General features: G+C 66.1%; 14 protein-coding genes. 9 read left to right on the forward strand and 5 right to left on the reverse strand.

Annotated features, from left to right (window positions below; genetic code table 11):
- Positions 1-124: 124 nt before the first annotated feature.
- Positions 125-4,570 carry a hypothetical protein gene (locus tag KA383_01635; protein ID MBP7744802.1) on the reverse strand — a complete coding sequence of 1,482 codons (4,446 nt, stop codon included), beginning with the start codon at positions 4,568-4,570 and terminating at the stop codon, positions 125-127.
- A 300-nt stretch (positions 4,571-4,870) separates the two neighbouring features.
- Positions 4,871-5,605 (reverse strand): hypothetical protein, encoded by a 735-nt coding sequence (locus tag KA383_01640; GenBank protein MBP7744803.1) that lies wholly within the window; start codon positions 5,603-5,605, stop codon positions 4,871-4,873.
- A 646-nt stretch (positions 5,606-6,251) separates the two neighbouring features.
- On the opposite strand from KA383_01640, the gene KA383_01645 reads away from it, so the two are divergent.
- The 7 genes from KA383_01645 to KA383_01675 all read left to right on the forward strand — a co-directional run bounded on the left by KA383_01645 (position 6,252) and on the right by KA383_01675 (position 18,919).
- Entirely contained in the window at positions 6,252-8,591 is a 2,340-nt protein-coding gene (locus tag KA383_01645) for a family 10 glycosylhydrolase (protein ID MBP7744804.1), read from the forward strand.
- 155 nt (positions 8,592-8,746) lie between these two features.
- A complete protein-coding gene (locus KA383_01650) occupies positions 8,747-10,567 on the forward strand; it encodes a hypothetical protein (GenBank protein ID MBP7744805.1) in 1,821 nt (606 codons plus the stop codon).
- 35 nt (positions 10,568-10,602) lie between these two features.
- A complete protein-coding gene (locus KA383_01655; protein MBP7744806.1) occupies positions 10,603-11,565 on the forward strand; it encodes a hypothetical protein in 963 nt (320 codons plus the stop codon).
- Between the two features lie 32 nt (positions 11,566-11,597).
- Entirely contained in the window at positions 11,598-12,560 is a 963-nt protein-coding gene (locus tag KA383_01660; GenBank protein MBP7744807.1) for a type II secretion system protein, read from the forward strand.
- A 69-nt stretch (positions 12,561-12,629) separates the two neighbouring features.
- Positions 12,630-13,715 (forward strand): hypothetical protein, encoded by a 1,086-nt coding sequence (locus tag KA383_01665; GenBank protein MBP7744808.1) that lies wholly within the window; start codon positions 12,630-12,632, stop codon positions 13,713-13,715.
- A 125-nt stretch (positions 13,716-13,840) separates the two neighbouring features.
- The gene (locus KA383_01670) at positions 13,841-15,757 is read left to right on the forward strand and encodes a hypothetical protein (GenBank protein MBP7744809.1); all 1,917 of its coding nucleotides are present in this window, start codon (positions 13,841-13,843) and stop codon (positions 15,755-15,757) included.
- A gap of 252 nt (positions 15,758-16,009) precedes the next feature.
- Complete coding sequence (locus KA383_01675; protein ID MBP7744810.1) at positions 16,010-18,919, forward strand: carboxypeptidase regulatory-like domain-containing protein; 2,910 nt, start codon at positions 16,010-16,012, stop codon at positions 18,917-18,919.
- Between the two features lie 3 nt (positions 18,920-18,922).
- Here the strand turns inward: KA383_01675 and KA383_01680 are convergent, their stop codons facing one another.
- Positions 18,923-19,696, reverse strand: coding sequence for a creatininase family protein (locus KA383_01680; protein ID MBP7744811.1), 774 nt, complete (start codon positions 19,694-19,696; stop codon positions 18,923-18,925).
- Positions 19,697-19,706: 10 nt separating this feature from the next.
- Positions 19,707-22,310, reverse strand: coding sequence for a serine hydrolase (locus tag KA383_01685; GenBank protein ID MBP7744812.1), 2,604 nt, complete (start codon positions 22,308-22,310; stop codon positions 19,707-19,709).
- Positions 22,311-22,403: 93 nt separating this feature from the next.
- Between KA383_01685 and KA383_01690 the strand changes: the two genes are divergently transcribed.
- Together KA383_01690 and KA383_01695 are read left to right on the forward strand one after the other, a co-directional pair.
- Positions 22,404-23,663 carry a DUF1343 domain-containing protein gene (locus KA383_01690; GenBank protein MBP7744813.1) on the forward strand — a complete coding sequence of 420 codons (1,260 nt, stop codon included), beginning with the start codon at positions 22,404-22,406 and terminating at the stop codon, positions 23,661-23,663.
- The gene (locus tag KA383_01695; GenBank protein ID MBP7744814.1) at positions 23,660-24,463 is read left to right on the forward strand and encodes a polysaccharide deacetylase family protein; all 804 of its coding nucleotides are present in this window, start codon (positions 23,660-23,662) and stop codon (positions 24,461-24,463) included. Before KA383_01690 ends, KA383_01695 begins: the two co-directional genes overlap by 4 nt.
- Here KA383_01695 and KA383_01700 read toward each other — a convergent pair.
- A complete protein-coding gene (locus KA383_01700; GenBank protein ID MBP7744815.1) occupies positions 24,460-25,392 on the reverse strand; it encodes an aldo/keto reductase in 933 nt (310 codons plus the stop codon). The genes KA383_01695 and KA383_01700 overlap by 4 nt on opposite strands.
- Positions 25,393-25,408 lie beyond the last annotated feature (16 nt).

The following is a 25,408-nucleotide window of genomic DNA, read 5'->3' on the forward strand; positions in this document are numbered from 1 at the left end:
TTATCGGCAAGCGCCCGCAAATGCAGCCCGACGGGGCACCCAAAAGCGGCAGGCCGGTGGAGTGGTCCACCGGCCTGCCGGAATCAATTCCTCGGCGTTACGCACGCCGCCATTGGGCCCGCACTTACGGGCAGATGATCGGCAGCGAGCTGGTGCTCAGCAACGTGACGAACGCGTTGATGTCACTGAACGCCGGATAGTTGCCGTCGCCGTTAATGTCACCGTTCTCCGGGTTGCAGCCCGCGTACGTGGTCTGCCAGACCGCATAGTTTGACAGGTAGAGCACGAACGGGTTGATGTCTCCGAAGCTCACCTGGCCGTCGCAGTTGAGGTCGCCCGGGCAGGACTGCGGCGCCGTCCCGGTCGAGAGCAGCAGGTGCACGCGGATGGGCTTGGTGAGATCGATGATCGGCCGCGACACGTTGGCCGCGCCCGACGTAGTGAGCCGCAGCCAGCGGGTGGCGGTGGTATCGCGGAAGAACCACTCCAGCAGCGCCGAGTTGGCCCCGGCCTGGGCTTCCGCGCTGGAGACTTCGCTCGTGTTCGGCGGCGTCAGGATGTTGTTCACCGTCGTGCCGGAGTAGGTCGGCTCCTGGAAGAGCGCTTCCACACCCGGCGTGAACGCTTCGAAGTCGGTGATCACGAAGTCCGCGCCACCCGGACCGGCGCCCACGTTGACGACGTTGTCGACGTAGAGCGCGTACGGGCCGGAGCTGCGGTTGGCGGAGTCGGACTTCACCGTGACCGCGAGGTGCTCGAGCACGCCGCGGGTCGCGGTGATCGCGCCGTCGCCGCTGCCCGGGAAGGCATACAGCGGGCCGACGAGCGGGTCGAAGACAAATGTCTGCCAGCTATCCGCGACGAGCAGGGCCTGGCCGAGTGGGGCCGTGCCGGACACGCCGGTCGCGCCGATCCACTCGATCTGGCCGGTGGTGCCGCCGGTCGTCCCGAGGGCACCGGTGTCGTTGGTTTCGCGGATGCCGATGCACACGAGCAGGTCGCCGTTGCCCTTGCCGACCTCGACCGGGACGGACTTCGCGCTCTGGCCGACCACGGAGGTCTGCGTAAGCGTGATCTGATTGCCGGCCACGAGGGCGGTCACCGGCACGGTGGCCGTGTCGGTCGCGTTGGGCGGCGTCAGCGTGACGTACCCGATCTCGACACCGTTGGCGAAGACGGTCACGCGGTTGGCGTCTGCCGACACGCCGAAGACGTCCACGGTCGTGTCGCCTTCGACGAGCGGGGCAACGACCTTCGGCGGCACGAGGCCGAACCGCACCGGACCGGTTTCGACCCGGTAGTCGTCATAGTACGCACCGGCCGTAGACGTGTAACCGGGGCCGATCCGGGCCATGTCGTACGTCGTTTCCGCCGTCAGCGTGATGTTCTTCTTCGAGAGCAGCCCGTCGACGTACACGTCGATGAGGAGTCCCTTGTGCACCACCGTGAAGTTGTGCCAGCCGACGCTGCGCAGCGGCGCATCGAAGTCTGTCAGGTCGACCCAGTTCGGACCGCCGTTGCTGTTGGCCCGGTACTGGTAGTAGTTGGTGTTCTGTGGTGACCAGGACAGCATGCCCACGTGCTGGTAGTAGAAGTCAGCCACCTGTCCGTTGAGCTGCGCAAACTGGACGTGTGCGCCGCCCTGACCGTAATCGTCGTAAATGTTCACGTTCCAGACGACCGGGTTGGTCGCGGTCGGAATCAGGTTCGCGAGCGCGTGCTGCACGCGGCCGCTGCCCGTGCTGCCGGCCGTACCGGGCTGGACATACACCGACTTGGCACCGGCGGGTGTCGCGTTCTGGGCGGTCGACAGGCCGGGACGCGGCGCCATGGAGTCTGCCCAGGTCGTCAGGTAAACCGCGTCGCTGTACTCGAAGTTATCCGCGAAGATGGTCGTCACCGCGGCCGTGGTGACCGTTTCCGCGACCGTCGGGACGCTGTCCACGCCACCGACCAATTGCTTGGCCACGAGCGTGTCGCCCATCACCAGGCCGCTGACCGGGACATCGACGTATTTCTGACCCACGGCGTGCGGGGCGGTGAAGGTGGTCGTGTTGTTGACCACGACCGACACCTGCGACGCGTTCGTCGCAATATTCATGACGCGCACGCTCGTGTCACCCTGCGCGGGCGCCTTGTAGATGGTCGGGGCCGGTACCAGCACCGTGACCGGCGCCGACAAAGCGCTGGTCTCGCCGTTGACGGTCTGCGTGGCCGTCACTACCTGGAACGGCTGCAACGCGGCCACCGTGACGTTCACCGTCGCGGTCCCGCCCACCGCCGTGCCGGCTTGCGCGCCATTGACATAGACGGTCACTGACGAAGCCGTGGCATAGGGTGCGGTCAGCACGTTCGTGAGCACCACGGTCGTGGCGCCCGGCAGGAGGGGCGCCTGCACCTTGGGCGGCAGCGGCTCCGCACACACTCCACGCGGATAGGCCAGGTCACTGGTCCCGGCCGGGAGGGTCTGCGTGGCGGAGATCGATTGCCCCGGCGTCAACGACAGTCCGGCGAAATCGACGAAAGTCCCGCCGGCAGGATTGACCGGCGCGCCCACCGGCAGCCCATCGATGTACAACTGGACGGCCGTGGCACTCGCGTCGTTAGTGATCCGGACCGTATTCTGCGTCCCCACGATGATCGGGCTGGTCACGGTGGGCAGGGCGATGTCGGGCGCCGTGCGCGGGCCGCGACTCAACATGTGGAAGCGGATGGTCGCCGCGGTGTGCGTGAAAGTCGGCGAAGTGTTGCACTGGTACCCGATGTTGTGATACATGCCCAGGGCTTCGTTGGCGTTGGTCGTGGGGTACGTCCAGACCAGCCGGTGGCTCGTCACGCCGTCGTAGCTCGCCAGCGTCGACAGCACCGAGCTGGTCGGGGCCGTCGAGCTCTGGCCGCGCTGGTACTGCAGGTAGTTGACGCCGGTTTCCATCGTGTGCAGCGTCTGGATCAGGCCGCCGAATTCGTCGAGCACCTCCACGGCATCGATAAAGATCTCGTGCGGGCCGGCCGACGTCGCGCCGTCGGCGATCGTGAACCACATGCTGTCGATGCTGTAGATGCCGGTGGTCGAGTCGTCGAGCGAGCCGTTGCCGTAGCCGCCCCAGGGCAGAACCAAGGCATCGTCGGTGAGTGGGACGTCGATGGTCTGCCAGAGGCCGTCGTTGTTGAACAGGTCGGCGCCGTGCGGGGCCGGGCCGGACGCGTTCGACCCGACGGAGGTGACCGGGACGAATTCCCAGGGGCCCGCCGAGCAGTTGTTGCCGTCCTCGTCGATCACGACCGAGAACGAGTACGGCGACGGGGCCGGCAGAACGGTAACCGGCAGCGACTCGTCACTGTAGAGGCCGGTGATGCCGTCGCGCTGCTTGGCCGTATAGACCTCGCCGGTCTGCGCGGGCTGTGGCAGCGTGAACGTGTAGTCATCGTTGCTCGCCACATTCTGCGTCAGGATCACGGAGTGATCGCGGAGCAATTGGATCTGGTTCACCGAGAGCATCAGGTCGGTGACCGTTACCGTGGTGTCATCCTTGATAATCGGGGCCTTGACGGTCGGCGGCAGCACAGGGTCCGGCACCGGGGCCTCGAACTGCAACTGGTCGATCGCGACCTCGATCAGCGTCGCGCCGTCGGTCGGATCGTTGATGAAGGCGATGTGCTCAAGGGCGCCGCGGTTGTTGGGCGCGTCCAAGATGCCGTTGCCGGTGAAGCCGGCGATGCCGCCGCCCTGCGGAACGCCATCCACCGACACCGTGCCGGTGAGCAGGTTGAACTCAATCTGCGACGCGAACGGCAGCACGTCCAGGTAGAACGCCGGGATCGGTCGGCGCGCGCCGTACGTGTCGATGTCGTAGCCGCGGCGGAGCTGATCATCGCCGGCCGGCGTGGTGTTCATCACACCGTTGGGTCCGGGGGTGATCACGGCCGTGCCGGTGGGCAGGGGATTGTTGGGGTCGGCGTTGAGGTCGAAGCCGACAGGGTAGACCTGCACGTCGTCGCCGGCGGCGGTGGTGTTGACGATGTGGTCGGCGCCGGCCACGATGCCGTTGGGTGTCGTGCTGACGCCCACCCACTCGATGTCGCCGGCGGTGCCACCGTTGTCCATCTGCGGCACGACGACGCCCGTCTCGCGGATGCCGATGCAGATGCCAATGCGGCCCTGGAAGTATTCGCTCTGGTTGGTGATCCAGAAGCGGACCTTGCCCTGCGTATGCAGCGCGGGGTTGGGAAGGCTCGGGCCGTTGAAGGTGGTGAGGCGGACCCAGGCGTTGACGTCGGCCGGGTTGACCCACTTGAAGAACACGTCCATCGCCGCGTCGCCTTCGGTCTGCAGGCCGTCGGCGCGATAGGCGGCGTTGTTGGCATAGGTGCCGGTCTCGTTATGGACCACGTAGTTCGTCGTGGTACCCGACCATTCGGGCAGCTTGAACATCTCCTGCGACGTGGCCGGATCGTTGATGGGCGGGCCGTTGAAGCCCACCTCCTCCGAGGGGTACTGGGCCAGGGCGGCGAGCGGGCAGAGCGCGACCGCCAAGGCCAAAATGGAAGCTGTGCGTGCTGTGCGGGACATGCGGGGTTCCTCCAAAGCCGAGGTTGTCAATGTGGGCGCAAAGCCATCCCGGAGGCTCGCGCCCAGGTTTCGAAGTCCGAGCGGCCCACTGGCCGGGGCGGCGCTTCGTAACCGCCGCCCTAATCTAGAAAACACGCTCCGCCCCGTCAGTCAGCGGACGAAGCGAAGCGTGTTATGCAATCTGCCATCAATCATCTAGAACGGTCAAAAACCGAGCCAGCTTGACTATGGGACGGGTCACGGTCCCGGTCGTTACGAGCCGGGGCTCCGAAACCAGTTTCGATCTCCGGTCCAGCCGGTCTAGCGGCGGCGGAGGAACAAACCTGCGACCAGGACGAGCGAGAGCATTCCCGGCTCGGGGACGATTTCGATCGTGAGGTCGTCAAACCAAACGTCGGCGCCCGCACTGCTCAGGCCGGAGCCGATAACTACGCAGTCGAAGGTGTAGCCGGGAGCGCGCTGCTTCGTGCTGTCCAACTGATCGTTGACGTAGAACTCAATGGTGTCCGTCTTGATCAGCGCGGTCAGCTTGACCCACTCGAGCGACTTGGCGGTGTTGTAGCTGAACCAGCCGGCCTGCGGGCCGAGCAGGACGCGGCCGTTGATCTTGGTGGTATCGACGCCGCTGGAGGTGTACCCCTGGGCAATCATGTCTTGGAGCGTGCCGTCGTTGTAGCCGGCACCGGTGTAGCCGCGCAGCTCGATGTACTGCCGCGTGCTCCAGATCAGCGTGTCCAGATCCGTCCAGAACTCGATCTTGAGAGGCTGAACGTCGGTGCCGTCAACTTCCTGGCCGAGGTTCTTGTACATCCGGCGCTGGCTGTTGCTCGTTACCAGACCGAAGTGGACCGACTGCCCGTCGCTGTAGCCCTTCGCCTGGTCGAGCAGAGCGGGGACCGTCGGGTAAATCTGCGTGTAGACCGCATCCATCGCCGCCTGGTCGGCATACGAGTCGAAGTTGTCGAACCAGATCACCTCGGCCGACGCCATCGACGCCAGAGCCAGAATCAATCCCAATCCCAACACGTTGCGCATGTCACATCTCCTCCTACTGGGTGTTTGACGCGCCCCGACATCGCCGGTCCGACATTCTCCTCGCTGTCAGTCGCCGGATGCGCCGGGCTTCTTCGACTTGAACCTCGAAGACTCCGTTTTGACTCGAGCGTAACGCACGCCCGCAGCCGCTCCTGCGCGTTATCGCCGAGATAACGCTTCCTTCCCGTTGTTGGCCGCGTCCTCCGAGCCGCAGCCACTGCGCCACCCCGATGCACCGCAGAGCGATGCTGTGTTACAGTATACTCCCGTGTTTCGCGCCGAACAAGGAAAAACGCGCCGCACACCCATGCGTTCCGGGATGTGTCCGGCTGCCCGCCGCGTCAAAGGGCGATAATTGCAACTCAATGTCGCATAATGGATTACATTATCAGTGCCAGTACGCTGGACCCTCAGCGGACGCGCACGGTCCAGGGGTGCGCGATATAGGACGGTCTCCGAATTAATTGAATCTCGCGCTGCTTCCCGCGCAGAAAACGGTAAGCTGAAGGCACGGCGGCGCGCCGCACGGCACGCCGGCCGGGTGCGAGTTGTGTGGAGACGGAAGCGTTCTTAAGGTCGGTGCCCGCCGCGTGTGCGCCGCGCCCGCAGGGCACCGCAACATGCCACCAATGAAGAGGTAGCCAACATGCAGCGACCCCGTGGAACCTGGGGGCGGACGCAGTGGATCATCGTCCTGGGACTGTGCGGCCTGCTCACGGCCTCCGCCGGCGCCCAGATCGTTATCGACAACAGCGACGCGGGCTTCAGCGTCCTCGCCGAGGTGTGGGACACGGGCACGACGGCCGCGGGGCATTACGGCGACGATTACCGCTTTCGACTGACGACCGCGACCGGGGCCGCGTTTGGCGAAGTGGAGTGGCGCCCCAACCTGCCCGCCGCCGGCCTCTACGAGGTGGCGATCTACTACCCGCAGGGCAGCAACCGGGCGAACAACGCGCCGTTCACGGTGCATTATGCTAACGGCTCCCAGACGTTCGCGGTCAACCAGCGGCAGAACGGCGGACAGTGGAACGTCCTGGGAACGTTTGAGTTCGACGCCGGCACGACCGGCCGCGTGACGCTCACGAACCAGGCGAACGCCTCGGTCGTGATTGCCGACGCCGTACGTTTCCTGCTCACGACCGGCGACGTCGAGCTGACGATGGCGGTTAGTCCGATGGGCACGGGCACGACCACCCCCGCCGTCGGCGGACCGTACCCACAGGCCCTCAACGCAATCGTGCCCATCGCTGCCGCGCCAGCGCCGGGCTACGACTTCCATCATTGGGAGGTATCGGCCGGCGCGCCGGTGGCCAATCCGTCCGCGGCTTCGACCACCGTCACGATGGACGAGAGCAAGACCGTGACCGCGGTGTTCGTGGAGCAGGGCCCGACGCCGCCGGAATTCCGCGGTTTCTGGGCGGATGCGTTTCACCAGGGCTACAAGAGCACGTCCGAGATCGACACGATGATCGGGTGGGCGCTGGCCGGCAACTACAACGCGATCGTACCCGAAGTGCTCGCGTTCCAGGATCAGACGGGCAGCGGGCACGGGGCCTACTGGAATTCGAGCATCGTGCCCAAGGCGACCGACATCTCCGGCGGCATTGATCCGCTGGCGTACCTTGTGCAGCAGGCCCACGCCGCCGGCCTCGAAGTGCATTGCTGGCTGGTCGCGTTCCGCGTGTCGGCGGTGTGGCCGCCGAGCGGCAACGCGCTGGTGGCCGCACATCCGGAATGGCTGATGGTGCCGCAGGCGTCGATCGGGACGGTGGCCAAGGTCGGCAGCTATTACACGTTCGACGCCGGCTCACCCGGCGTGCAGGACTACCTGATGAGCATCGTGCGCGAGTTGTGCGAGAACTACGAGATCGACGGCGTGCACTGGGACTACATCCGCTATACGCAGACCGACGCGGGCTACCCGGCCGACACCAATTACGCCGGCTCGTCGCTCCGGCGTTTCCAGAACATCACGGGCTACGTCGGCGTTCCCGGGCCGAATGAGCCGTCCTGGAATGACTTCCGCCGGCGCACGATTACCGAGTTCGTCCGGCGGGCGATGTTCGAGGTTCCGACTTGCGTGAACCCGCGGCAGCCCTTGCGACACACGGCGGCGCTCGTGACGTGGTACCCGGCCAACACCGACTTTCACGAGACGAACCCGTACAAGGTGTTCTGCGACTGGGAATTCTGGCAGGACATGGGCTACCTGGACGCGACGGTGCCGATGTCGTACTTCGACGAGAACTCCTACCCAACGACGTATCGCGAGTGGGTGGACAACTCGGTGATGTGGGCGAACAACTACAACCGCCACACGTTCATCGGCCCGGGTATCTACATGAATACGTTTGCCGACAGTCGCACGCAACTGCTCTACGCGCGCAACGCGGGCGCCGACGGGATCTGCACGTATTCGTACGCGTCGACGAACGACGGCGGAGAAACCTGGTCGAGCTGGTACCCGTATGTCGCAGCTAACGTGTTCACCGAGCCGGTGCCGACGCCCACGATGACCTGGCGCGATCCGGAGACCGCGACCGACGGCACGGTGTACGGCCGCGTGACGGACGGCGCCACCGGCACGCCAATCGACAACGCGACGATCAAGATCAACGGGGTCGCGAGCGTCGCGACTGACGGAAACGGGTACTACATCCTCACCAAGCTGACAGCGGCCGCCGATGGCACTCTGGTTCCACTCAGCGCCGTGGCCGACGGCTACACCGAAGTGGCCCGGCCGGCGGTGCTGGTCGAGCGCGCCGGGTTCACCGAGGCGAACTTCGCGCTGGGCACCTGGCTCGCCGGCGACTACGACGTGGATGGCGACGTCGACTGGGACGACTTCCTGCGGATCGAGCCGAGCATCGTGGGGCCGGACAATGGTCCCCCGCCAGCCGGCGGCGACGTGTTCGACTTCAATGCGGATCTCGACGTCGATTTGGCGGATTTTACGCTGTTTCAGCAGTCCTTCGGACTGTAGCGTGCCGCGCACGGCGCGCGGCTGACACGCAGCATTTCACTCCTGAAACGTGCCCTGGTGAGCGTGGGCGCACGGTGGGTGGGTGTGCCGCGCGGATGCGTGGGGCGACTTGCCGCGCGCGGTAGAATAGGGTGTGCTTGTTCGGAGGGCCTGCCATGCACGCACACGGGGCAATCACGACCGTCGGCCAAACCGTTGTCGTCTTGCTGGTGCTGTCGGCCGGTGCGTTCGGGCAGGAACCGCCGGCAAGGGATCGCGATGTGACGATCACGATCACGTCACCGAACGGCGGGGAGGTCTGGACGGCTGGCACGTATCAGACGATCACGTGGACGCCGACCGGCGGCTGGCCGTTCAGCGCGGAGATCTCGCTCTGGAAGAGCGGCGCGTTCTACACCTACATCGGCACCACGTCGTCGAGCTACGGCAGTTACGACTGGCTGGTGTGTCCGCTGGTTGGTGACGGGGCGGACTATACAGTCCACATCGCCATCACCGACTCACCGACGCCAGCGGAAGACGACAGCGACGCGCCATTCGAGATCACGGGCTCCGCGCCGGTGCCGACCTTGGCGGTGACCAGCCCCAACGGCGGGGAATCGTGGGTCGCCGGCAAGACGCAGACGATCACCTGGAGCAGCACGGACCCGAGCGGGTACGTGGCGGCATGGTTGTATCAGGGCGGTGAGCGCGACTTGTTTGTCGGACACGTACCGATGAGCGCCGGGGAGCTGACGTGGGACGTGCCACCCTACCTCGGTGATGCCAGCGACTACACAGTGCGGCTCACCTGGGTGGATGAGTGCGGGCCGGCGCGCGAGGACTTCAGCGACGGGCCGTTCGCGGTCACCGACTCGCGGCCACTGCCGACGATCACGGTCACCGCGCCCAACGGCGGCGAAGTGTGGACGGCCGACACGGTGCAGACGATCACGTGGGACAGCACGTCGCCCGCGGGGGACATCGAAATCTGGCTGAACCACGATGAATCCGGGTACGAGTACATCGGCTCCGCACCGATGGCGGATGGCCAGTTCGTTTGGTCGCTCCTGCCCTGCGTGCCCGTGACCACGGATTGCCGGATCGAGGTGCGCTGGTCGGACGGCGGGCGGAGTGTGGCGGACGCGAGCGATGCCGCGTTCGAGCTGACGGGCGCGACCGAGCCGGTGCTGGTCGTGACCAATCCGAGCGCCGGCACCGAGTGGACGGCCGGCACGACGCAGACCGTCACGTGGATCAGCTCCGTGGCGCATGGCGACGTCGTGGTTGAGCTGTACAAGGGTAGTGCGTTCTACGCGGTCCTGGGCCGGGCGCCGGCGGCCGCCGGCAGTCTCACGTGGGACATTTGCCCCGACATCGGTGACGGCAGCTACACGATTCAACTGGCGCTGGAGAGTTGCGGTACATACGTGACGGGCGGGACGTTCGACATCGTCGGATCGGTGACGCCGACGCTCACGTTGATCAGCCCGACCGGCGGTGAGACCTGGATCGCGGGGCAGTCGTACACCATCCAGTGGACGAGCGCGAACCTGGCGGGCTATCTCGACATCTACCTGCCGGACAACACGCTGGTGCAGTCCGGACACGCGGTGGTGCCGATTTCGGCCGGGAGCTTCACGTGGGCCATTCCGCCGAGCCTGACTTGGCCGCCGCCGGCGCCGGTGACGCAGGCGGGCGGTGTGAAGATCCGGTCGTATGAATGCGGGCCGGCGGTGAGCGCGGCGGGCGGCGAGTTCACGATCGTGCTGGGGACAGCGCTGCCGGGCGACCTCGACGGCGACAACGACATCGATCTACGCGATCTGGCCGGGTTCCAGGCGTATTTCACGGGGCGTGGGCCAATGTTCCTCGACCCGGGGTATGACTTCTTCGACGTCGAGCCAGATGGCGACGTGGACATGGACGACTGGGCGGTGATTCGGGCGGGGTTCGACGGACCGCAAGCGTTTCCACGGCAGACGCGCGGGCGATGAGGGCGCGCGTTTGCGAGACTGAGAGGGCTGTAACGATGTACACGACTCAGCGCTGCAAGCGAGATGGGCGGGCGAGCGCCGCGCCGCGGATGCGGGCGTTCACGCTGACGGAACTGTTGGCGACGGTGGCGGCGATTGGTGCGCTGCTGCTGGTGCTGGTGCCGGCGTTGCAGGCGGCGGGCGGCCGGGATGATGCGGCGGTTTGCCTGCAGAATCTGCACGCGCTGGGGATGGCGGTGCGGACGTATGCCGACGAGTACGGCACGTTGCCAGGGCCGCTCTCGCCGGCGGTTTCGCACGACATCGCGGCGCAGACCGAAGAGTATTTTCGTGAACAGCAACTCAGTTGGAAGCTGCGAAGCGTGCTGGGCAGCGATGTTGGCGACCGCCTGATCACGTGTCCGACGGCGTCGGCGCTGAACCCGGACGCGAATTTCGTGACGTTCTTCCAGCTCACGTCGAGGGACGTTCGTCCGGTGCACTATGCGCTCAACAACGTTGGACCGAACGGCTCCGGTGGACCCGCACCCGGAGTGCGCACTACGAATCCGCCGACCTACTTCGGACTCCAGGCCCCGCCTCCCTCGTATGAAGTTACGATCGCGCCGAGACGCTGGGGGCAGATTGCGCAACCTGCTGAAGAGTGGATGATCGCCGACGCCTGGTATCGGCCGCGCACGAATCCGTCGCTGCCCGAACTCCAACAGGAAGGCCCATTGCAGACTTCTTGGACGGGCGAGGCGCTGCCGTATTTCGCGCCGCACGGCCGGAGCGCGCCCGAGAGCTATGTGTTCACCGGCTCAAGCGCCCGCAGTGCTGGCATTGTCAAGGTGCGCCAGAACAAGTCGGACGGCGCCACGAACACGTTGTTCTTCGACGGACATGCGGCGGGCGTGCCGTCGCGCACGCTCACCCGGAGTGGACTCGAACTGCTCTATGGTTTCCCCGGCACGGTGAATCCGTATACTCCGCTGCCGAGCCAGGCGATTTGGCGCTGAATGTGTATGCAGCGCCCGAAAGGGGCGCAGCGATGCACGGAGAACGCATCCAGGAACCGCGGCGGCGGGGATTCACGCTGACGGAGCTGGTGGCAACCGCGGGGGCGCTGAGTGCATTCCTCTTGCTCCTGGTGCCTGCGCTCGCGATCGATGGCGAACGCGAGAAAGACGCCCTGTGCCTGGCCAACCTGCGCGCGCTGGGCGTGGCAGTCCGGCAGTACGCGGACGACCACGGCAGCATCCTGCCGGGGCCGCTGCACGCCGCGATCTCCCATGGCGACATCGACCAGATGCCGGTGCTGATGCGACCTTTTCAGTTCCGGCGGGTACTGGGCAATATCCTGGGGGAGGACGCGGCGGAGCGCCTCAGCACGTGTCCGGTGCAGGCCGAGCTGAACCCCGACGCCAATTTCGCGCGGTTCATACACGCGACCAACCGGACCGTCTATCCCACGCACTACGTGCTCAACAACGTCGGTCTGAACTTGGACGAGGGCGGACCGATCAACCACTACCGCACAACGAAACCGCCGTTTTACTTCGGATATGCCAGCCTTTCGCCGACGCAGCCCACGCAACACGAGTACATGCTGCGCTACCCGCCGCAACACTGGGGCCGCATTGCGCACCCCGGCCAGGAATGGATGATCGCCGACGCGTGGTACCGGCCACGCACCAATCCCGCGTTTCCGGAGTTGCAGCAGGAAGGGCCGTTCCAGTCAGCCTGGTCAGGCGAGGCCCTGCCAGGCTTCGCCCCGCACGGCCGGCACGCGCCGGAGAGCTACGTGTTTACCACGACGTGGGAGCGCAGCGCCGCATGCGCCCGTATCCGACAAGACAAGTCCGACGGCGCAACAAACACGCTGTTCTTCGACGGGCACGCCACGGGGGTGCCGGCCCGGACGTTGACGCTGATGGGCTTCGAGCTGCTGTACGGCTTTCCGGGCACGGTGAACCCACAAACGCCGCTGCCGAGCCAGGCGATTTGGCGCTGACCGCGCGGCCGCGCCCGCCGCTCCCCAAGCTGCTATACTACCAGCCGACCCAGCACCGGGAGTGGCCGCATGCACCCGCGCGTCGAGCGTCTGCCCGAGCCCGAGCCCGACTATCGTCGCTTTCTCGCCGTCCTGCGGCGCGAGCGGCCGGACCGCATTCCACTGATCGAGCTGGCCGTGCACCCGGAGGTGGTGACGACCCTCCTGGCGGAGCCGCCCGTCGCGACCGGCAACCCGCGGGCCGACCTGCGCATCGCGAACCAGCGCGCGGTGCGCGTACAGCACCGCCTGGGCTATGACGTGGTGAAGGTCTCCGCGCCGATTCCGTTCGGCGTCCGGCGTTTGCAGGGGCAGGACAACTCCAGCGTCAGTCGCGGCGTGCGCGAGTGGCTCGATGAGCACCGCGGGCCGATCGGCAGCCTGGACGACGTGGAATGCTACGCCTGGCCGACGGTGCGCGACGTGGATTTCGGGCCACTGGAGGCGGCCACCGAGATCCTGCCCGACGGCATGGCGCTGATCGGGTTCGCGGGCGGCGTGCTCGAGTTCTCCATGGACCTGCTCGGCATGGAGCGGCTGATGACTTCGACACGGCGGGAGCCGGCGCTGGTCGCGGCGGTCATCGAGCGCGTGGGGCAGATCATCTACGGCGTGTTCGAGACATACTGCCGGATGGACTCGGTGTGCGCGATCTGGCTCGGTGATGACCTCGGGCACAAGCATGGTCCGCTGCTGTCGCCCAAGTGGCTGACCGAGCACATCGTGCCTTGGTACCGGCGGTTCGCGGAACTGGCGCACGAGCACGGGCGGCCGCTGCTCCTGCACACGTGTGGCAACACGGCGACGGTGATGCCGGCCATCGTGGACGCTGGGATCGATGCCAAGCACAGCTTCGAGGATGCGATCGAGCCGGTCGAATGCTTTTATGATCGCTGGATCGAGCGGATCGCGGTGCTGGGCGGCGTGGACGTGCATCTGCTGTCCGCCGGCACGGAGGCCGAAATCAAGCAGCGCACGCGCGCGATTCTGGAGCACGTGGCGCCGCGCGGCGGGTACGCGTGCGGCTCAGGGAACAGCATTCCGAGCTACGTGTCGGCGACGAACTACCTCGCGCTGATCGAAGCGGTGGCCGAATTCAACGCCGCGGCGCGCTGACGCGGGCTCACCACCAAGACACCAAGGCACCAAGAAGAGGCTTGAGTATGGATCACATGAGCGGTGGTGCGCGGGCCGGGAAGATTGCAGGATTGCGGCTGCCAGCCAGATTGATACCTGTTTTCTTGGTGTCTTGGTGTCTTGGTAGTTACTCCGTCTCTGCTGCCGCGGGGGACGAGCCGCAGGCGGGGAAGTACTTTCAGATCCGCGTGGTGGACGAGCAGACCGGGCGCGGCGTGCCGCTGATCGAGCTGAGCACGACGAACAACGCGCGCTACTACACCGACAGCAATGGCGTAGTCGCGTTTTACGAGCCCGGGCTGATGGACACCGACGTGCATTTCCTGGTCAAGGGCCACGGGTACGAGTATCCAAAGGACGGGTTTGGTTACGCCGGCAAGACGCTCGCGGTTACGCCGGGAGGCAGTGCCGAATTGAAGGTCAAGCGCATCAACATCGCCGAGCGGCTGTACCGCATCACGGGCACCGGCATCTATCGCGACAGCGTGCTGCTCGGTTTGCCCGTGCCGCTTGAAAAGCCAGTGATCAACGGGCTGGTCTGCGGCTCCGACAGCGTGCTCAACACGGTGTACCAGGGGCGGCTATGGTGGATCTGGGGCGACACGGGGCGACCGGCGTACCCACTGGGGAATTTCAACGCGAGCGGGGCCACGTCGCGGCTGCCGGCCGACGGTGGGCTCGACCCGGACGTCGGCGTGAATCTCACGTACTTCGTCGACGCCAAGGGCTTCGCGAAGGGCATGGCGCCGGTGCCGGGCGAGGGGCCGACGTGGCTGGATTCACTCTTGGCGCTGCCCGATGACACCGGACGCGAGCGGCTGCTGGCCGGCTACGCGAAGGTCCGGCAGAACATGGAGACCTACGAGCGCGGGTTCGTCGAGTTCGACGACGACAAGCAGGAGTTCGTGAAGATCGCGCAGTTCGACAAGGACGCGCCGGCGTGCCCAGGCGGACACCCGGTGCGAGCCGCGACGGACGACGGCGAGTATCTCTACTTCGGCAAGCCGGTGCTGCTCACACGCGTGCGGGCCGACCGGCAGCACTTTCTCGATGTCGCCGCGTGCGAATCGTACACCTGCCTGAAAGAGGGCACGCGCGCGGCGGATCAGCAGATTGACCGAGCGGCGGACGGCACAATTCGCTATGGATGGAAGAAGAACACGCCGTTCCTGGGGCCGCGTGAACAGGCGGACCTGGTCAAGGCAGAGGTGCTCAAACCGGAGGAAGCCCTGCTCCAGGTGCGGGACGCCGACACGGGCAAGGCCGTGCAGATTCATGGCGGATCGACTTACTGGAATCGCTATCGCAACCGGTGGGTGCTGATCGCGACTGAGCTGTTCGGCACGTCCGTGCTGGGCGAGCTGTGGTACGCGGAGGCGGATACGCCCGTCGGGCCGTGGGTTTATGCGCGCAAGGTCATTACGCACGATACGTACAGCTTCTACAACCCGAACCAGCATCCGCAGTTCGCAAAGGACAACGACCGAATTGTGTACTTTGAAGGCACGTACACGATCCTGTTCTCCGGCAACCCGACGCCGACGCCGTTCTACGAATACAACCAGATCATGTACAAGCTGGACCTGGCGGACGCGCGGCTGACCCTGCCGGTGCCGGTGTATGACATCTCTGAGGCGGGCGCGGGCCGGCGGTTTGCGACGTGCAGCGCTGTGCCGAAGGGCGCGGCAGAACCGCCGATCGCGTTTTTCGCGTGCGACCGCGCGGCGCCGGGGACGGTGCCGGTGTATGCCAATGCGAACGGGTTGGCGCTGGGTGATCCGGCTGCGGCGGCAGCGCAAGCGCCGGTCTGCTACGTGCTGCCGGCCGAAAGCACTGTGGAGTCGGTGACGACTGTGCCGCTATACGAATATGTTGGCGCCGATGGGCAACACGCGTACAGCACCGCTGCGGAGTGGTCACGGCCGGGGTATCAACGGGCAGGGGAAGTGTTCTGTCGCGTGTGGCGAAATCCGTTTGCGGCGGCGGTGCGGTTCGCACCGGGCGCGGTGCGTGCCCGTTGAGAGTGCCGCCCGAGAATCGACCGGTAATCGGTCCCACTGGAATATTCCTGGGTTTGACATCCGACACGAACTGTCTGGCCGATCGGCTCGTATGACGGTGGGGCGCAAAGGCGCAACACGTCGTGAAGGAGACTTGATGTGAGCCGCTTCAAGCCATGCGCATATCTTGCACTGTGTCCCATCTGTGTCCTACCGATCTGCCTGGCGCGAGATGGACTGCCAAACCGCGTACACGCGTGTTATGTCCGACTGGTGATCGGGTGCGACAAACTGACCTTTGAGGGGCAGGAGACCACGTGGGAGGCACTGCCCGGTCTGGTCCAGTCGGTCCCTGACCGCACCAGCACCGTGCTGGAGTTGGCCTTCTCGCCCGAGCTGGCGGTCTCCAACTCGGACCGGGCCCGCACCTTGCGGCAGGAGGCCCAGACGCAGGCCGCAGCTCTCGTGCAGGAACAGGAGCTGGCCGGACTGAACGAGATCGGCACGCGCAAGCTCGGTTCGCGCGGAACGCTGTGTCGCGCTGGGCCGTTCGAGCTCGACGCGGACATTCTGCTTGACCTGGTCGTGGGCCCGGAGCAGCAGCCGGATGCCGTGACCATTCAGTCGATTCGGTTCGGGACCCACGACGATCAGCTCGAATGCCAGATCAATGGCACGTTACGCGCTAAGTCGCCGGAATGCTACCGGGTCAGGATTGAACTCACCGATGCGCAGGGTCAACGCGTCGGCCATACCCAGCGGGTTCTGCAAGCTGACAGTGCCGGCAACACGGCACCGGCCGAGGGCGTGCTCCCGATCGGGCACAGCTTCTGCGCCATCGGGTCCAAGGCGCTGCTCGCGAGTCAGCCCACGCAGTTCACGTTCAGCATCGAACCGGTGCCGGTTGCGCCGCAACCTCCAGCGAAGTGCGACCTCCGAGGCACAGTGGTGGACGCCACGCCGAATTACTCCGCGGAGTATTTCGCGCTGCTTGAGCAGGCAGCGGCCTCCGGAAAGTTGGAGGAATTCAGACCTACCCTCGAACGCATATTTCAGCCGCGTCCGGTACCCAACGCCCTGGTCACGCTGCAGAGCGCTGCGCTGACGCGCGCCGCCGTCAGCGACACGAATGGCCAATTCGAATTCACGGGTCTGCCGTTCGGCGAGTATCAGCTCTCCGCTACGGCGCCCACCGGGCCGCCCGCAACCGGGGAACCGCGCATGGCAACGGGGAAGACCGGGATTACGCTCTGGGCCGGCAACTGCGAGGCGCGACTCGATCTGTACGCGGACCGCATCACCGTACGCGGGCGGGTCGTGGATGCCGATGGGCAGTCGGTCGCCGGGGCCAAGGTCACCGGCATCCAGGAGATTACCGAGTCTCCGTCGGACGAGGTCGTTCCCCATGTCGTGTCGGCGACATCGGGCGCGGACGGCATGTACGAACTGAGCGGGCTGAATCCGCCGAACGTGTGGCGCACGGCGGGGTACCTCTGCGGCGGCGACCCGACGCTGGATGGACATTCGTTTTACACCGTGGTGCGCGTCGATGCCGCAGGCTTCATCCAGGGTCGCGGGAGCATCCCACGGTTTCCCACAGTGACAGAGGAAGTGCTCGCCGCGTCCCGGCGACTGCTGACGATCATGCGTCAGTACGAAACCGCGGAGAAAGGTAGCTCCGAGGTGCAGGAGCGGGATGATCGCGGGCCGTTTCCGGCGAGCCGGGGCAACACGATCACCGGCATTGACATCGTACTGGAGCGCCGGCCGGCGAGCGGGCAGATCTCGGGGCGGCTGGTGGACACGCACGGCAGGCCGCGGCCGGCGCGCATGCTGGATTTCTCGCGGCTCAACGACGAGCTAGCGTCGGCACCCGGGGCCGAGTACGCGGCGAAGACGAAGCCGGACGGTGTGGCGACCGACGCGAACGGTGCTTTCGAGCTGCCGGATGTCTATCCGGGCGAGTACGCGATAATCGTGTACGGGGCGCCGCCGAACGGCTGGCACATGTTCCAGGTGCCGGTCGCAGGCCGCGTGGTCGACGTCAAGCCGGGGGCGCGCGTGGCGGGTTTCGAGATCCGGATCAATCCGGCGGAAGAATTCGCCATTTCCGGGCGGGTGCGCGACGCGCGGGGCAACCCGGTGCCGCGGCTATTCGTCGCGACCTCCATCTGCACGGGATTTCCCTGGTACGCCGAAACGAACAACGCGGGTGAGTTTCGGATCGAAGGCCTGGACGGTACGGGCCTGACATCTTTCAAGGTCAACTTCGGCCATGAGGGGCTGGCGCTGCTGAATGTCCCGCTGAATACGCGTGACCTCAACCTGGTCATGCCGGACAAGGGGAGCATCCCCGGGATGGTGCGGGACGCGCGGACCGGCGCGGCCGTCACGGACTTCGAGGTCGAAGTACCAAGCGTGCGGCTGCCGGATAGCGGCGCGGTCTGGGAACGGCCGCAGGTTCAGGTCGAGCGCGGCGCGGACGGCAACTTCACGATCTCGAACGTGCCGGCGGGCGAAGCCACCGTAATCGTGCGTGCCGCTAGGTTCGGCGCGCAGCGCTTCACGTTGCCGGTCGCAGCCAGCCGGGACAACCCGCTGGAATGCAAACTCGTCGGGCCGGCGGTGCTGACGGGCCGAACCACGCTGGACGGCGCGCCGCGCGGCGTGGCGATCGTCATCGCGGACAAGTGGTTGGGGTCTGACGAGAACGGCGCATTTCGGTTCGATCAGTTTCCGAACGGGGATTACACGGTCTGGTTCCCCGGCGGCGACTACACGGAGGGCTATGGCTGCAACTATCGCAGCGCCGCGGTGCAGCTACGCTCCGGCGAGACCACGCGGTTGGACATGGAAGTCGGCGGCACTTGTGAAGTACGCGGCACGGTCAAGTTCACCGGCGACGAGCCCGACTGCGTGGTGCGGATCGCGTCCAAGCCCGGCCCTGATCGCTGGCCCGACATGGGGCGACCCGGCCCCGGAGATTTCGTGCTGGCGTACTGCGGCGTGCGGCAATCCGGCGGAGAGTACCGGTTGCGCGCCCTGCCGCCCGGCCGCTACACGCTGACCGTCGGCCGGCACCGGCCAGAACTGCATGTGTACGTATCCGCGCTATCCAGGGTCGTCGAGCTCAAAGACGGCGAGACCCTGCAGCTCGATCTGGACGTGCCGCCAACCAAGTGAGCGTCAGGGCACCTGCGGGAACGTCTCGTCGATGGGCGTTTGGGCCAGCTCAACCAGAAAGGTCGTAAGACGCTCGCACGTCAAATCGAGGTAGCGGCGACCCTTGTCCGCCGTGGCGCGCGAGTGGTCGCCGACGCCGCAGTGATCGTTCAGCCGCGAAAAATCGCGACTGGTGCGCACCCAGCCCTTTTCCAGTGCCTCGAACCGGAACGCGCGGAAGTGACCGCTACCGGCCGCGTCGCGCTCCACCAGCTCCGGGTGCAGGGCCAGGGCAACCGAGGTCTCGAACTCGCCGGCGTGATCGTCGCGGGCCTCGAAGATCGCGTTGTATTGATCGAGCCCAACCATCCACCAATTGCATAGGAAGACATGCACCGGCAAATCGCACTGGATCTGCCGGACGAGCGGGATGAAGTCGTTGCCGCCGTGGCCGTTGACGAGCACGATTTTGCGAATGCCGTGTCGATGCAGCGAGGTGATGATGTCGCGCACGAGCGTGTCGAGCGTGCTCTGCGCGACGTGAATCGAAAGCGGGAATTCGGATAAGTTGCAGTCCACGCCGAACGGAATGACGGGCAGGCAAATAACCGACTGGCACTGCGGCCAAGCGGTTTCGCAGCACCGCCGGGCAATGTAGGTGGTATCGAGCGCGTCCTCGCCCTCGGGCAGGTGGCGGTTGTGCGCTTCGGTCGCGCCGATCGGCAGCACGGCGACCTCGTATTTGCGCTGTGCGATGCGATGCAAGTTGGTCGCGGACAGGTCCCACTCGTTAATCATTGCAGGCACCTTACTCATTCGTTTTCGCCGGCGTAGATACGTTCATCAGCACTTGTCCGACCGCGTTCCAGGTCTGGCGGCGCAGCGCATCGACCTTGCCGCTGTCGTCGGGATGCACGCGGTTGGCCAGCACGATGACGTACACGCCCTGCTCGGGATAGAAGCGGATCGCCGTGCCGGTGTAGCCGGTGTGGCCGACGGCATAGAGCGCGTCGACGCCCTGATCGCCGCGGTCCGGCGCGTAGATGTCCCACAGCAGGCCGCGTCGGTCGGGGACGCCCTTGGCGTTGACGCCGTCGGGATTCTGCACATGGGTCATGTCGTGGACGGTCTGTGCCTTCAGGATGCGCGCGCCGTCGAGCTCGCCAGCGTTGAGGATCATCTGGGCGAAGCGCGCCAGGTCGCCGACCGTGCTGAACAGGCCCGCGTTCCCGGAGACGCCGGCCTGCATGGCCGCGAGCGGATCGTGCACCTGCCCTTGCAGAAAGCCGCCATCGCCGGCGCCGTAGTCGGTTTGCGTGGTCGGAACGATGCGCGGCCGGAGCTGCTCGGGCGGGTTGTAGCCGCTGTCGGTCATCTTCAGCGGCCGGAAGACGCGCTCGGCGGCGAAGCGGTCCAGCGGCATCCCGGAGACCACTTCGACCAGCTCGCCGCAGAGAATCGCGTTGAGGCAACTGTAGACGACGGTCTTCCCTGGCGGACGGGCGAGTTCCAGGTTGCGGATGTAGGCCCGCATCTCCACGCGACAGGGGAAGCCGGCCTTTTCCTTGATGACCTTTTGCTGAGACGCATCCACGTACGGCGGCAGGCCGGACATGTGCGTCATCAGGTGGCGGACCGTGACGCCCTGCTTGTCGCCGGCGTTGAACTCCGGCAGGTACTTGCCGACCGGATCGTCGAGGCCGACGCGGCCTTCCTCGATCAGGATCATCAAGCTTGTGCCGGTCGCGATCGGCTTCGTCATGGACGCCAAATCAAAGATCGCGTCCGTGGTCATGGGCACCCGCGCCGGCTCGGTGCGCTGGAAACCATATGCCTTCTGCCACGTCTCGAAGCCGGTATCCATCTTGCGGCCGACCGCGATGACCGCACCGCTCATTTTGCCTTTCGCCAGTACCGCCGGCACGAACGCGTCGAGCGTCTCTTCCAGTGCGGCCAGGCCGCCCTCGAGTGGCGTGGTCTGCACGTCGAAGGTCCAGTCCCACTCGTTGTAGTAGAGATTGTGCCCGTCGATCTCGATCTCGCCGCGCTGGAAGTCGTTGGGCTCGCTCCGGAAGCTGGCCTTCGGCGGGTGCAGCTCGCGGGCGTAGTCGAGATTGACGATCATCCGGTACGCGTCCATGTGTCCGCAGTAGAAGTCCTGTACCTGCGGGTCCGCATGCTTCTGCACGCCGTACGAGGGATCCGCCGGCAACCAGCCCCAGGGCTCGACGTAGAACTCGGCCCAATCGTGCATGTTGGAGCCGTTGGGCAGGCTCTCCCAGCCGGACTGCCAGCGGGCGGGGATGCCCGCGGCGCGGCAGAGCGTCATGAACAGCAGCCCCTGCACGCCGCAATCGCCGCGGCGCGTGGTGAATGCCTTGTCGGAGATGTTCGCGATGGTGCCGTACTCCATTTCCGCGCAGTACTTCACGTTGGCATCGAGCCAGCGGAAGATGCGGCGGGCGCGGAGTAACGGGTTCGTTTCATCGCCGACGATTTCGTCCGCGGTGCGTTTCAGGTCGGGCGTGAACACGATGTGCGGCGGGCGCTCGGCCGTGTATTCGCGGTAGAGATCGCTGGACGTGTCATACGGCTTGACCTGCGCGGGGTCGAGCTGCGGGCAATAGGCGGCGGTCACGAACTCGAACTCCGCGGCAAAGCGCGGCGGCGTGTTCGGATCGGTAATCGTCTGCTCGAAGTAAAGCGTCCGTTGCGGGCAACCGTTGGGGGCGATGGTCGCACCCGGCGGATCGGTCGAGATCAACCGCACGTCGCGTTGCTGGCGATACTCCTGCGGGAACGGCAGCCAGCAGCGGACCTGCGCACCGGCGTGCACCCGCGGGTGGTTGGCGTTGACGCACAGCTCGTAACGCACGTGATGCCGCACCGGGCGAATCATCGGATCGGTGGCATCCTTCGCCGCGGCGACCAGGCCGGCAATGTGGCGCGGGAGATCGAACTCGTAACCGGTGGGCGCGGGCTCGGGCTTGCGCCGGGACTTCGCTTCCTCGCAGAAGCGGAACAGGTTGCCGGGCTCGCGGACGAAGTAGCGCACGGCACCGTCGATCATGCGATACTGCAGACCGCCCTGCTGCCGCCAGCGCTCGAGGTCGTCCGCGGTGACGCTCGGCAGGCGGGCGCGGAGCTTCTCCAGCAACGCCTCCGGCGTAAGCGCGTAATCCAGGCGGATGCGGCGGATGATCTCCAGCGCGACAGCGGGCGGACTGACGACCGGCGCGTTCGGATCGGGCAACGCCGCGCGGAGCATCTGCTCGGCGTCCGCAAAACGGCCCTGCTCGACCGCGGTCTGCGCGTCAGCCAGCAACTTCGCTTCGTCTTCCGCCCGGACGGCGGTCACCATCAGTCCCAGAAGCAGTACCCCGCCCCAGCGCGTGATTCGGTGCCAACCCATCGCATTCGTCCTTTTCGCCGGTTACGCTCTCCGTCGGCGTGTCGGCGGCGCCCAGAATACCGTCCCTCAAATGATGCGTCGAGGAAACCTGAAATGCTCCGTGCTGCATGCGGTTCGCTCTGGATTGTGCCGGTTGTCGTGGCCACGCTGGGGACTTCACTCGCACGGGCTCAGACCGCCCGGCCGGCCCCCGTGCGGCTCGGCATCGATGTACTCATCGCGGAAGGGTTCAAGCCGCTGGTCGGCAAGCGCGTCGGCCTGATCACGAACCCGACGGGCGTGACCGGCGATCTGCGCTCCACGATCGACGTCCTGCATGCCGCGCCAGGCGTGCAGCTCGTCACGCTGTTCGGACCCGAGCACGGCATGCGCGGCGAGACGCCGGCCGGCGATGATGTCGCGGACGACCGCGACGCGGCGACGGGCCTGCCGGTGCACTCGCTGTACGGCAAGTATCGCAAGCCGGCGCCGGAGATGCTCGCGGGGCTCGACGTGCTGGTGTACGACATTCAGGACATCGGCGCGCGCTCGTACACGTACATCAGCACGCTGGCGCTGGCGATGGAGGCGGCCGCCGAGCAGAAGGTCGCGTTTGTGGTGCTCGACCGACCCAACCCGCTGGGCGGCATCCGCATGGAAGGCCGGCCACTGGACCTGCAATTCCAGTCGTTCATCGGCCAGATTCCGGTCCCGTACCTGCATGGCATGACCGTCGGCGAGCTGGCCCAGATGATCAACGGCGAGGGCTGGACGAAGGACGGCGTGAAGTGCGACTTGCAGGTCATCCGCATGATCGGCTGGAAGCGCAGCATGTCCTTCGAGCAAACCGGCCTGGTCTGGATCCCGACGTCGCCGCACGTGCCGCGGGCGGATTCGACGTGGTACTACGCGGCCACGGGGATCATGGGCGAGTTGCAGGTGTTGAGCGAGGGGGTCGGGTACACGCTGCCGTTCGAGCTGGTCGGAGCGCCGGAGCTGAATCCGGAGAAGCTCGCCAACGAGTTGAACGGGCGGAAGCTGCCGGGCGTCTTCTTCCGCCCGACGTATTTCCAGCCGTACTACGGGCGGCTGGCGAAGAAGGTCTGCGGCGGCGTGCACGTGCTGTTCACGGACCGCGCGCAGGTGGAGCTGACGCCGATTCAATTCCACGTGATGGACGTCGTGCGCCAGCTCTATCCGGAAATCAAGTTCTTCGGTCAGAAGCGCGATAGCTCGTTCGACAAGGCGTGCGGCACGGACGAGATCCGCAAGATGTTCGCGGACGGCAAATCGATCGACGAGATCCTCGCCTTCTGGCGGCAGGGCGTGGATGAGTTCCGGACCAGGCGGGCGAAGTACCTTTTGTACGAATGACACACTGGTCGCCCATCGCGGCACTGCTCGGTTGCGCCGGCGGGTTGCTGGCCGGGTGCACGTCGGCGTCGCGGGCCGTGCCGACGTCGCAACCGACCTGGACCTATGACCAGGGCGGCATTGTACGCGGCGACGTTTCCCAGCCGCGCGTCGCACTGGTTTTTACCGGCGGCGATTATGGCGAGGGCACGGCGCATATCCTGGACGTGCTGCAGGCCGCGGGCATCAAGGCCTCGTTCTTCGTGACGGGGGCGTATATCGCGCACCCCGAGTACGCGCCGCTGCTCCGCCGCATAGTCGCCGAGGGACATTACCTCGGGCCACACTCGGATGCCCATCTGCTGTACTGCGCGTGGGAGGACCGCGGCCGATTACTGGTGACGGAGGATGAATTCCGAAAGGACCTGGAAAGGAACATCGCTGCGCTGCGCCGATTCGGCGCGCTGCGCGGTCGCCGGCCGATCTACTTCATTCCGCCGTACGAGTGGTTCAACGCGCACCAGGTCCGTTGGGCGCGCGCGATGGGTGTTGTGCTGTTCAACTTCACGCCGGGCAGCGGGTCGAACCGGGACTGGATTCCCGAGGGGCAGCGCGGCTTCGTGTCGTCGGAGACGATTCTGAACGGCATTCTGGCCTGTGAACGGCGCGACCCGCACGGGCTCAACGGTTTCCTGCTGCTCCTGCACCTGGGTTCGCAACGGCAGGACAAGATGCACGTGCAACTCCGTCCACTGGTGGAGACGCTTGCCGGGCGCGGCTACACGTTCGTACGCGTCGACGAGCTGCTCGCACCAGGTTAGAGCGGCCCCAGGTCACCCGCGGTACAGTTGTCCGCCACCTGCGCGGGCGTCTTGGCGCCTGGAATCGCCGTGTGGCAGGCGGGGTGGGTCAGGCAGAAGCGCAGGCTCACCTGGGCCATGGTCTGGCCGGGGTAGCGGTCGAACGTCGGGCCCAGCTTGTCGAGCTGCGCGAGGTAGGCGTCCAGCTTCTCGGGCGACAGGTTCATACGGCGGTGATCCTCGGCGCCGAACGTGCTCTGGCGCGTGAACTTGCCGGTCAACAGCCCGAAGAGCAGCGGGATGCGCACGATGACGCCGATGCCGAGCGCCTGGGCCTGCGGAAAGAGCACCTCCTCCGCGGCGCGTTCGAGCAGGTTGTAGCGCACCTGGATGCAATCGAGCAGGTCGGCGTGCCGCGCGAGCAAGTGCGCCTGCTCGGTCTCCTTGAACGACTGGATGCTCAGGCCCGCGTGCCGGATCTTGCCCTGGCGTTTCAGCGTCGCCAGCGCGTCCCACGGCTCGTCGCGCTCCAGCAGCGCGCGGTCCGGGCTGTGCAGTTGCAGGATGTCGAGCGCGTCCACGTTCAGGCGCCGCAGGCTCTGCTCGGCGGCAAAGAGCAAGTACTCGCGTGTGTAGTTCGGGCGGATCGGGCCGTAGCCCTGATCGTCGCCCGCGTCGCCGTGATAAAAATCACTGCCCGCTTTCGTGGCGATGACCACTTCGCCGCGGCCGCGTTCGCGCAGGACACCCGCGATCAGTTCCTCGGAGTGCCCGAACCCGTACACGTCGGCGGTGTCGATGAAGTTGACGCCCCAGTCGAGGGCGGCGTGCAGGGCGCGGCGCGACTCCTCGTCATCCGTCGGCCCCCAGTTCATGCCGCCGATCGCCCAGGCCCCGAAGCCAATCCGGGACACGCGCGGCCCGCGCGCGCCGAGTTGCGTGTACTGCATGGCGGACTCCTGTCGA

This window comes from Phycisphaerae bacterium (assembly GCA_017999985.1).
Classification (GTDB): Bacteria; Planctomycetota; Phycisphaerae; order UBA1845; family Fen-1342; genus JAGNKU01.

What these genes read in the sequence shown, in the direction of transcription:
- KA383_01635 (MBP7744802.1), bottom strand. Translation starts at nt 4,570, where the DNA reads ATGTCCCGCACAGCACGCACAGCTTCCATTTTGGCCTTGGCGGTCGCG.
- KA383_01640 (MBP7744803.1), bottom strand. Translation starts at nt 5,605, where the DNA reads ATGCGCAACGTGTTGGGATTGGGATTGATTCTGGCTCTGGCGTCGATG.
- KA383_01645 (MBP7744804.1), top strand. Translation starts at nt 6,252, where the DNA reads ATGCAGCGACCCCGTGGAACCTGGGGGCGGACGCAGTGGATCATCGTC.
- KA383_01650 (MBP7744805.1), top strand. Translation starts at nt 8,747, where the DNA reads ATGCACGCACACGGGGCAATCACGACCGTCGGCCAAACCGTTGTCGTC.
- KA383_01655 (MBP7744806.1), top strand. Translation starts at nt 10,603, where the DNA reads ATGTACACGACTCAGCGCTGCAAGCGAGATGGGCGGGCGAGCGCCGCG.
- KA383_01660 (MBP7744807.1), top strand. Translation starts at nt 11,598, where the DNA reads ATGCACGGAGAACGCATCCAGGAACCGCGGCGGCGGGGATTCACGCTG.
- KA383_01665 (MBP7744808.1), top strand. Translation starts at nt 12,630, where the DNA reads ATGCACCCGCGCGTCGAGCGTCTGCCCGAGCCCGAGCCCGACTATCGT.
- KA383_01680 (MBP7744811.1), bottom strand. Translation starts at nt 19,696, where the DNA reads ATGATTAACGAGTGGGACCTGTCCGCGACCAACTTGCATCGCATCGCA.
- KA383_01685 (MBP7744812.1), bottom strand. Translation starts at nt 22,310, where the DNA reads ATGGGTTGGCACCGAATCACGCGCTGGGGCGGGGTACTGCTTCTGGGA.
- KA383_01690 (MBP7744813.1), top strand. Translation starts at nt 22,404, where the DNA reads ATGCTCCGTGCTGCATGCGGTTCGCTCTGGATTGTGCCGGTTGTCGTG.
- KA383_01695 (MBP7744814.1), top strand. Translation starts at nt 23,660, where the DNA reads ATGACACACTGGTCGCCCATCGCGGCACTGCTCGGTTGCGCCGGCGGG.
- KA383_01700 (MBP7744815.1), bottom strand. Translation starts at nt 25,392, where the DNA reads ATGCAGTACACGCAACTCGGCGCGCGCGGGCCGCGCGTGTCCCGGATT.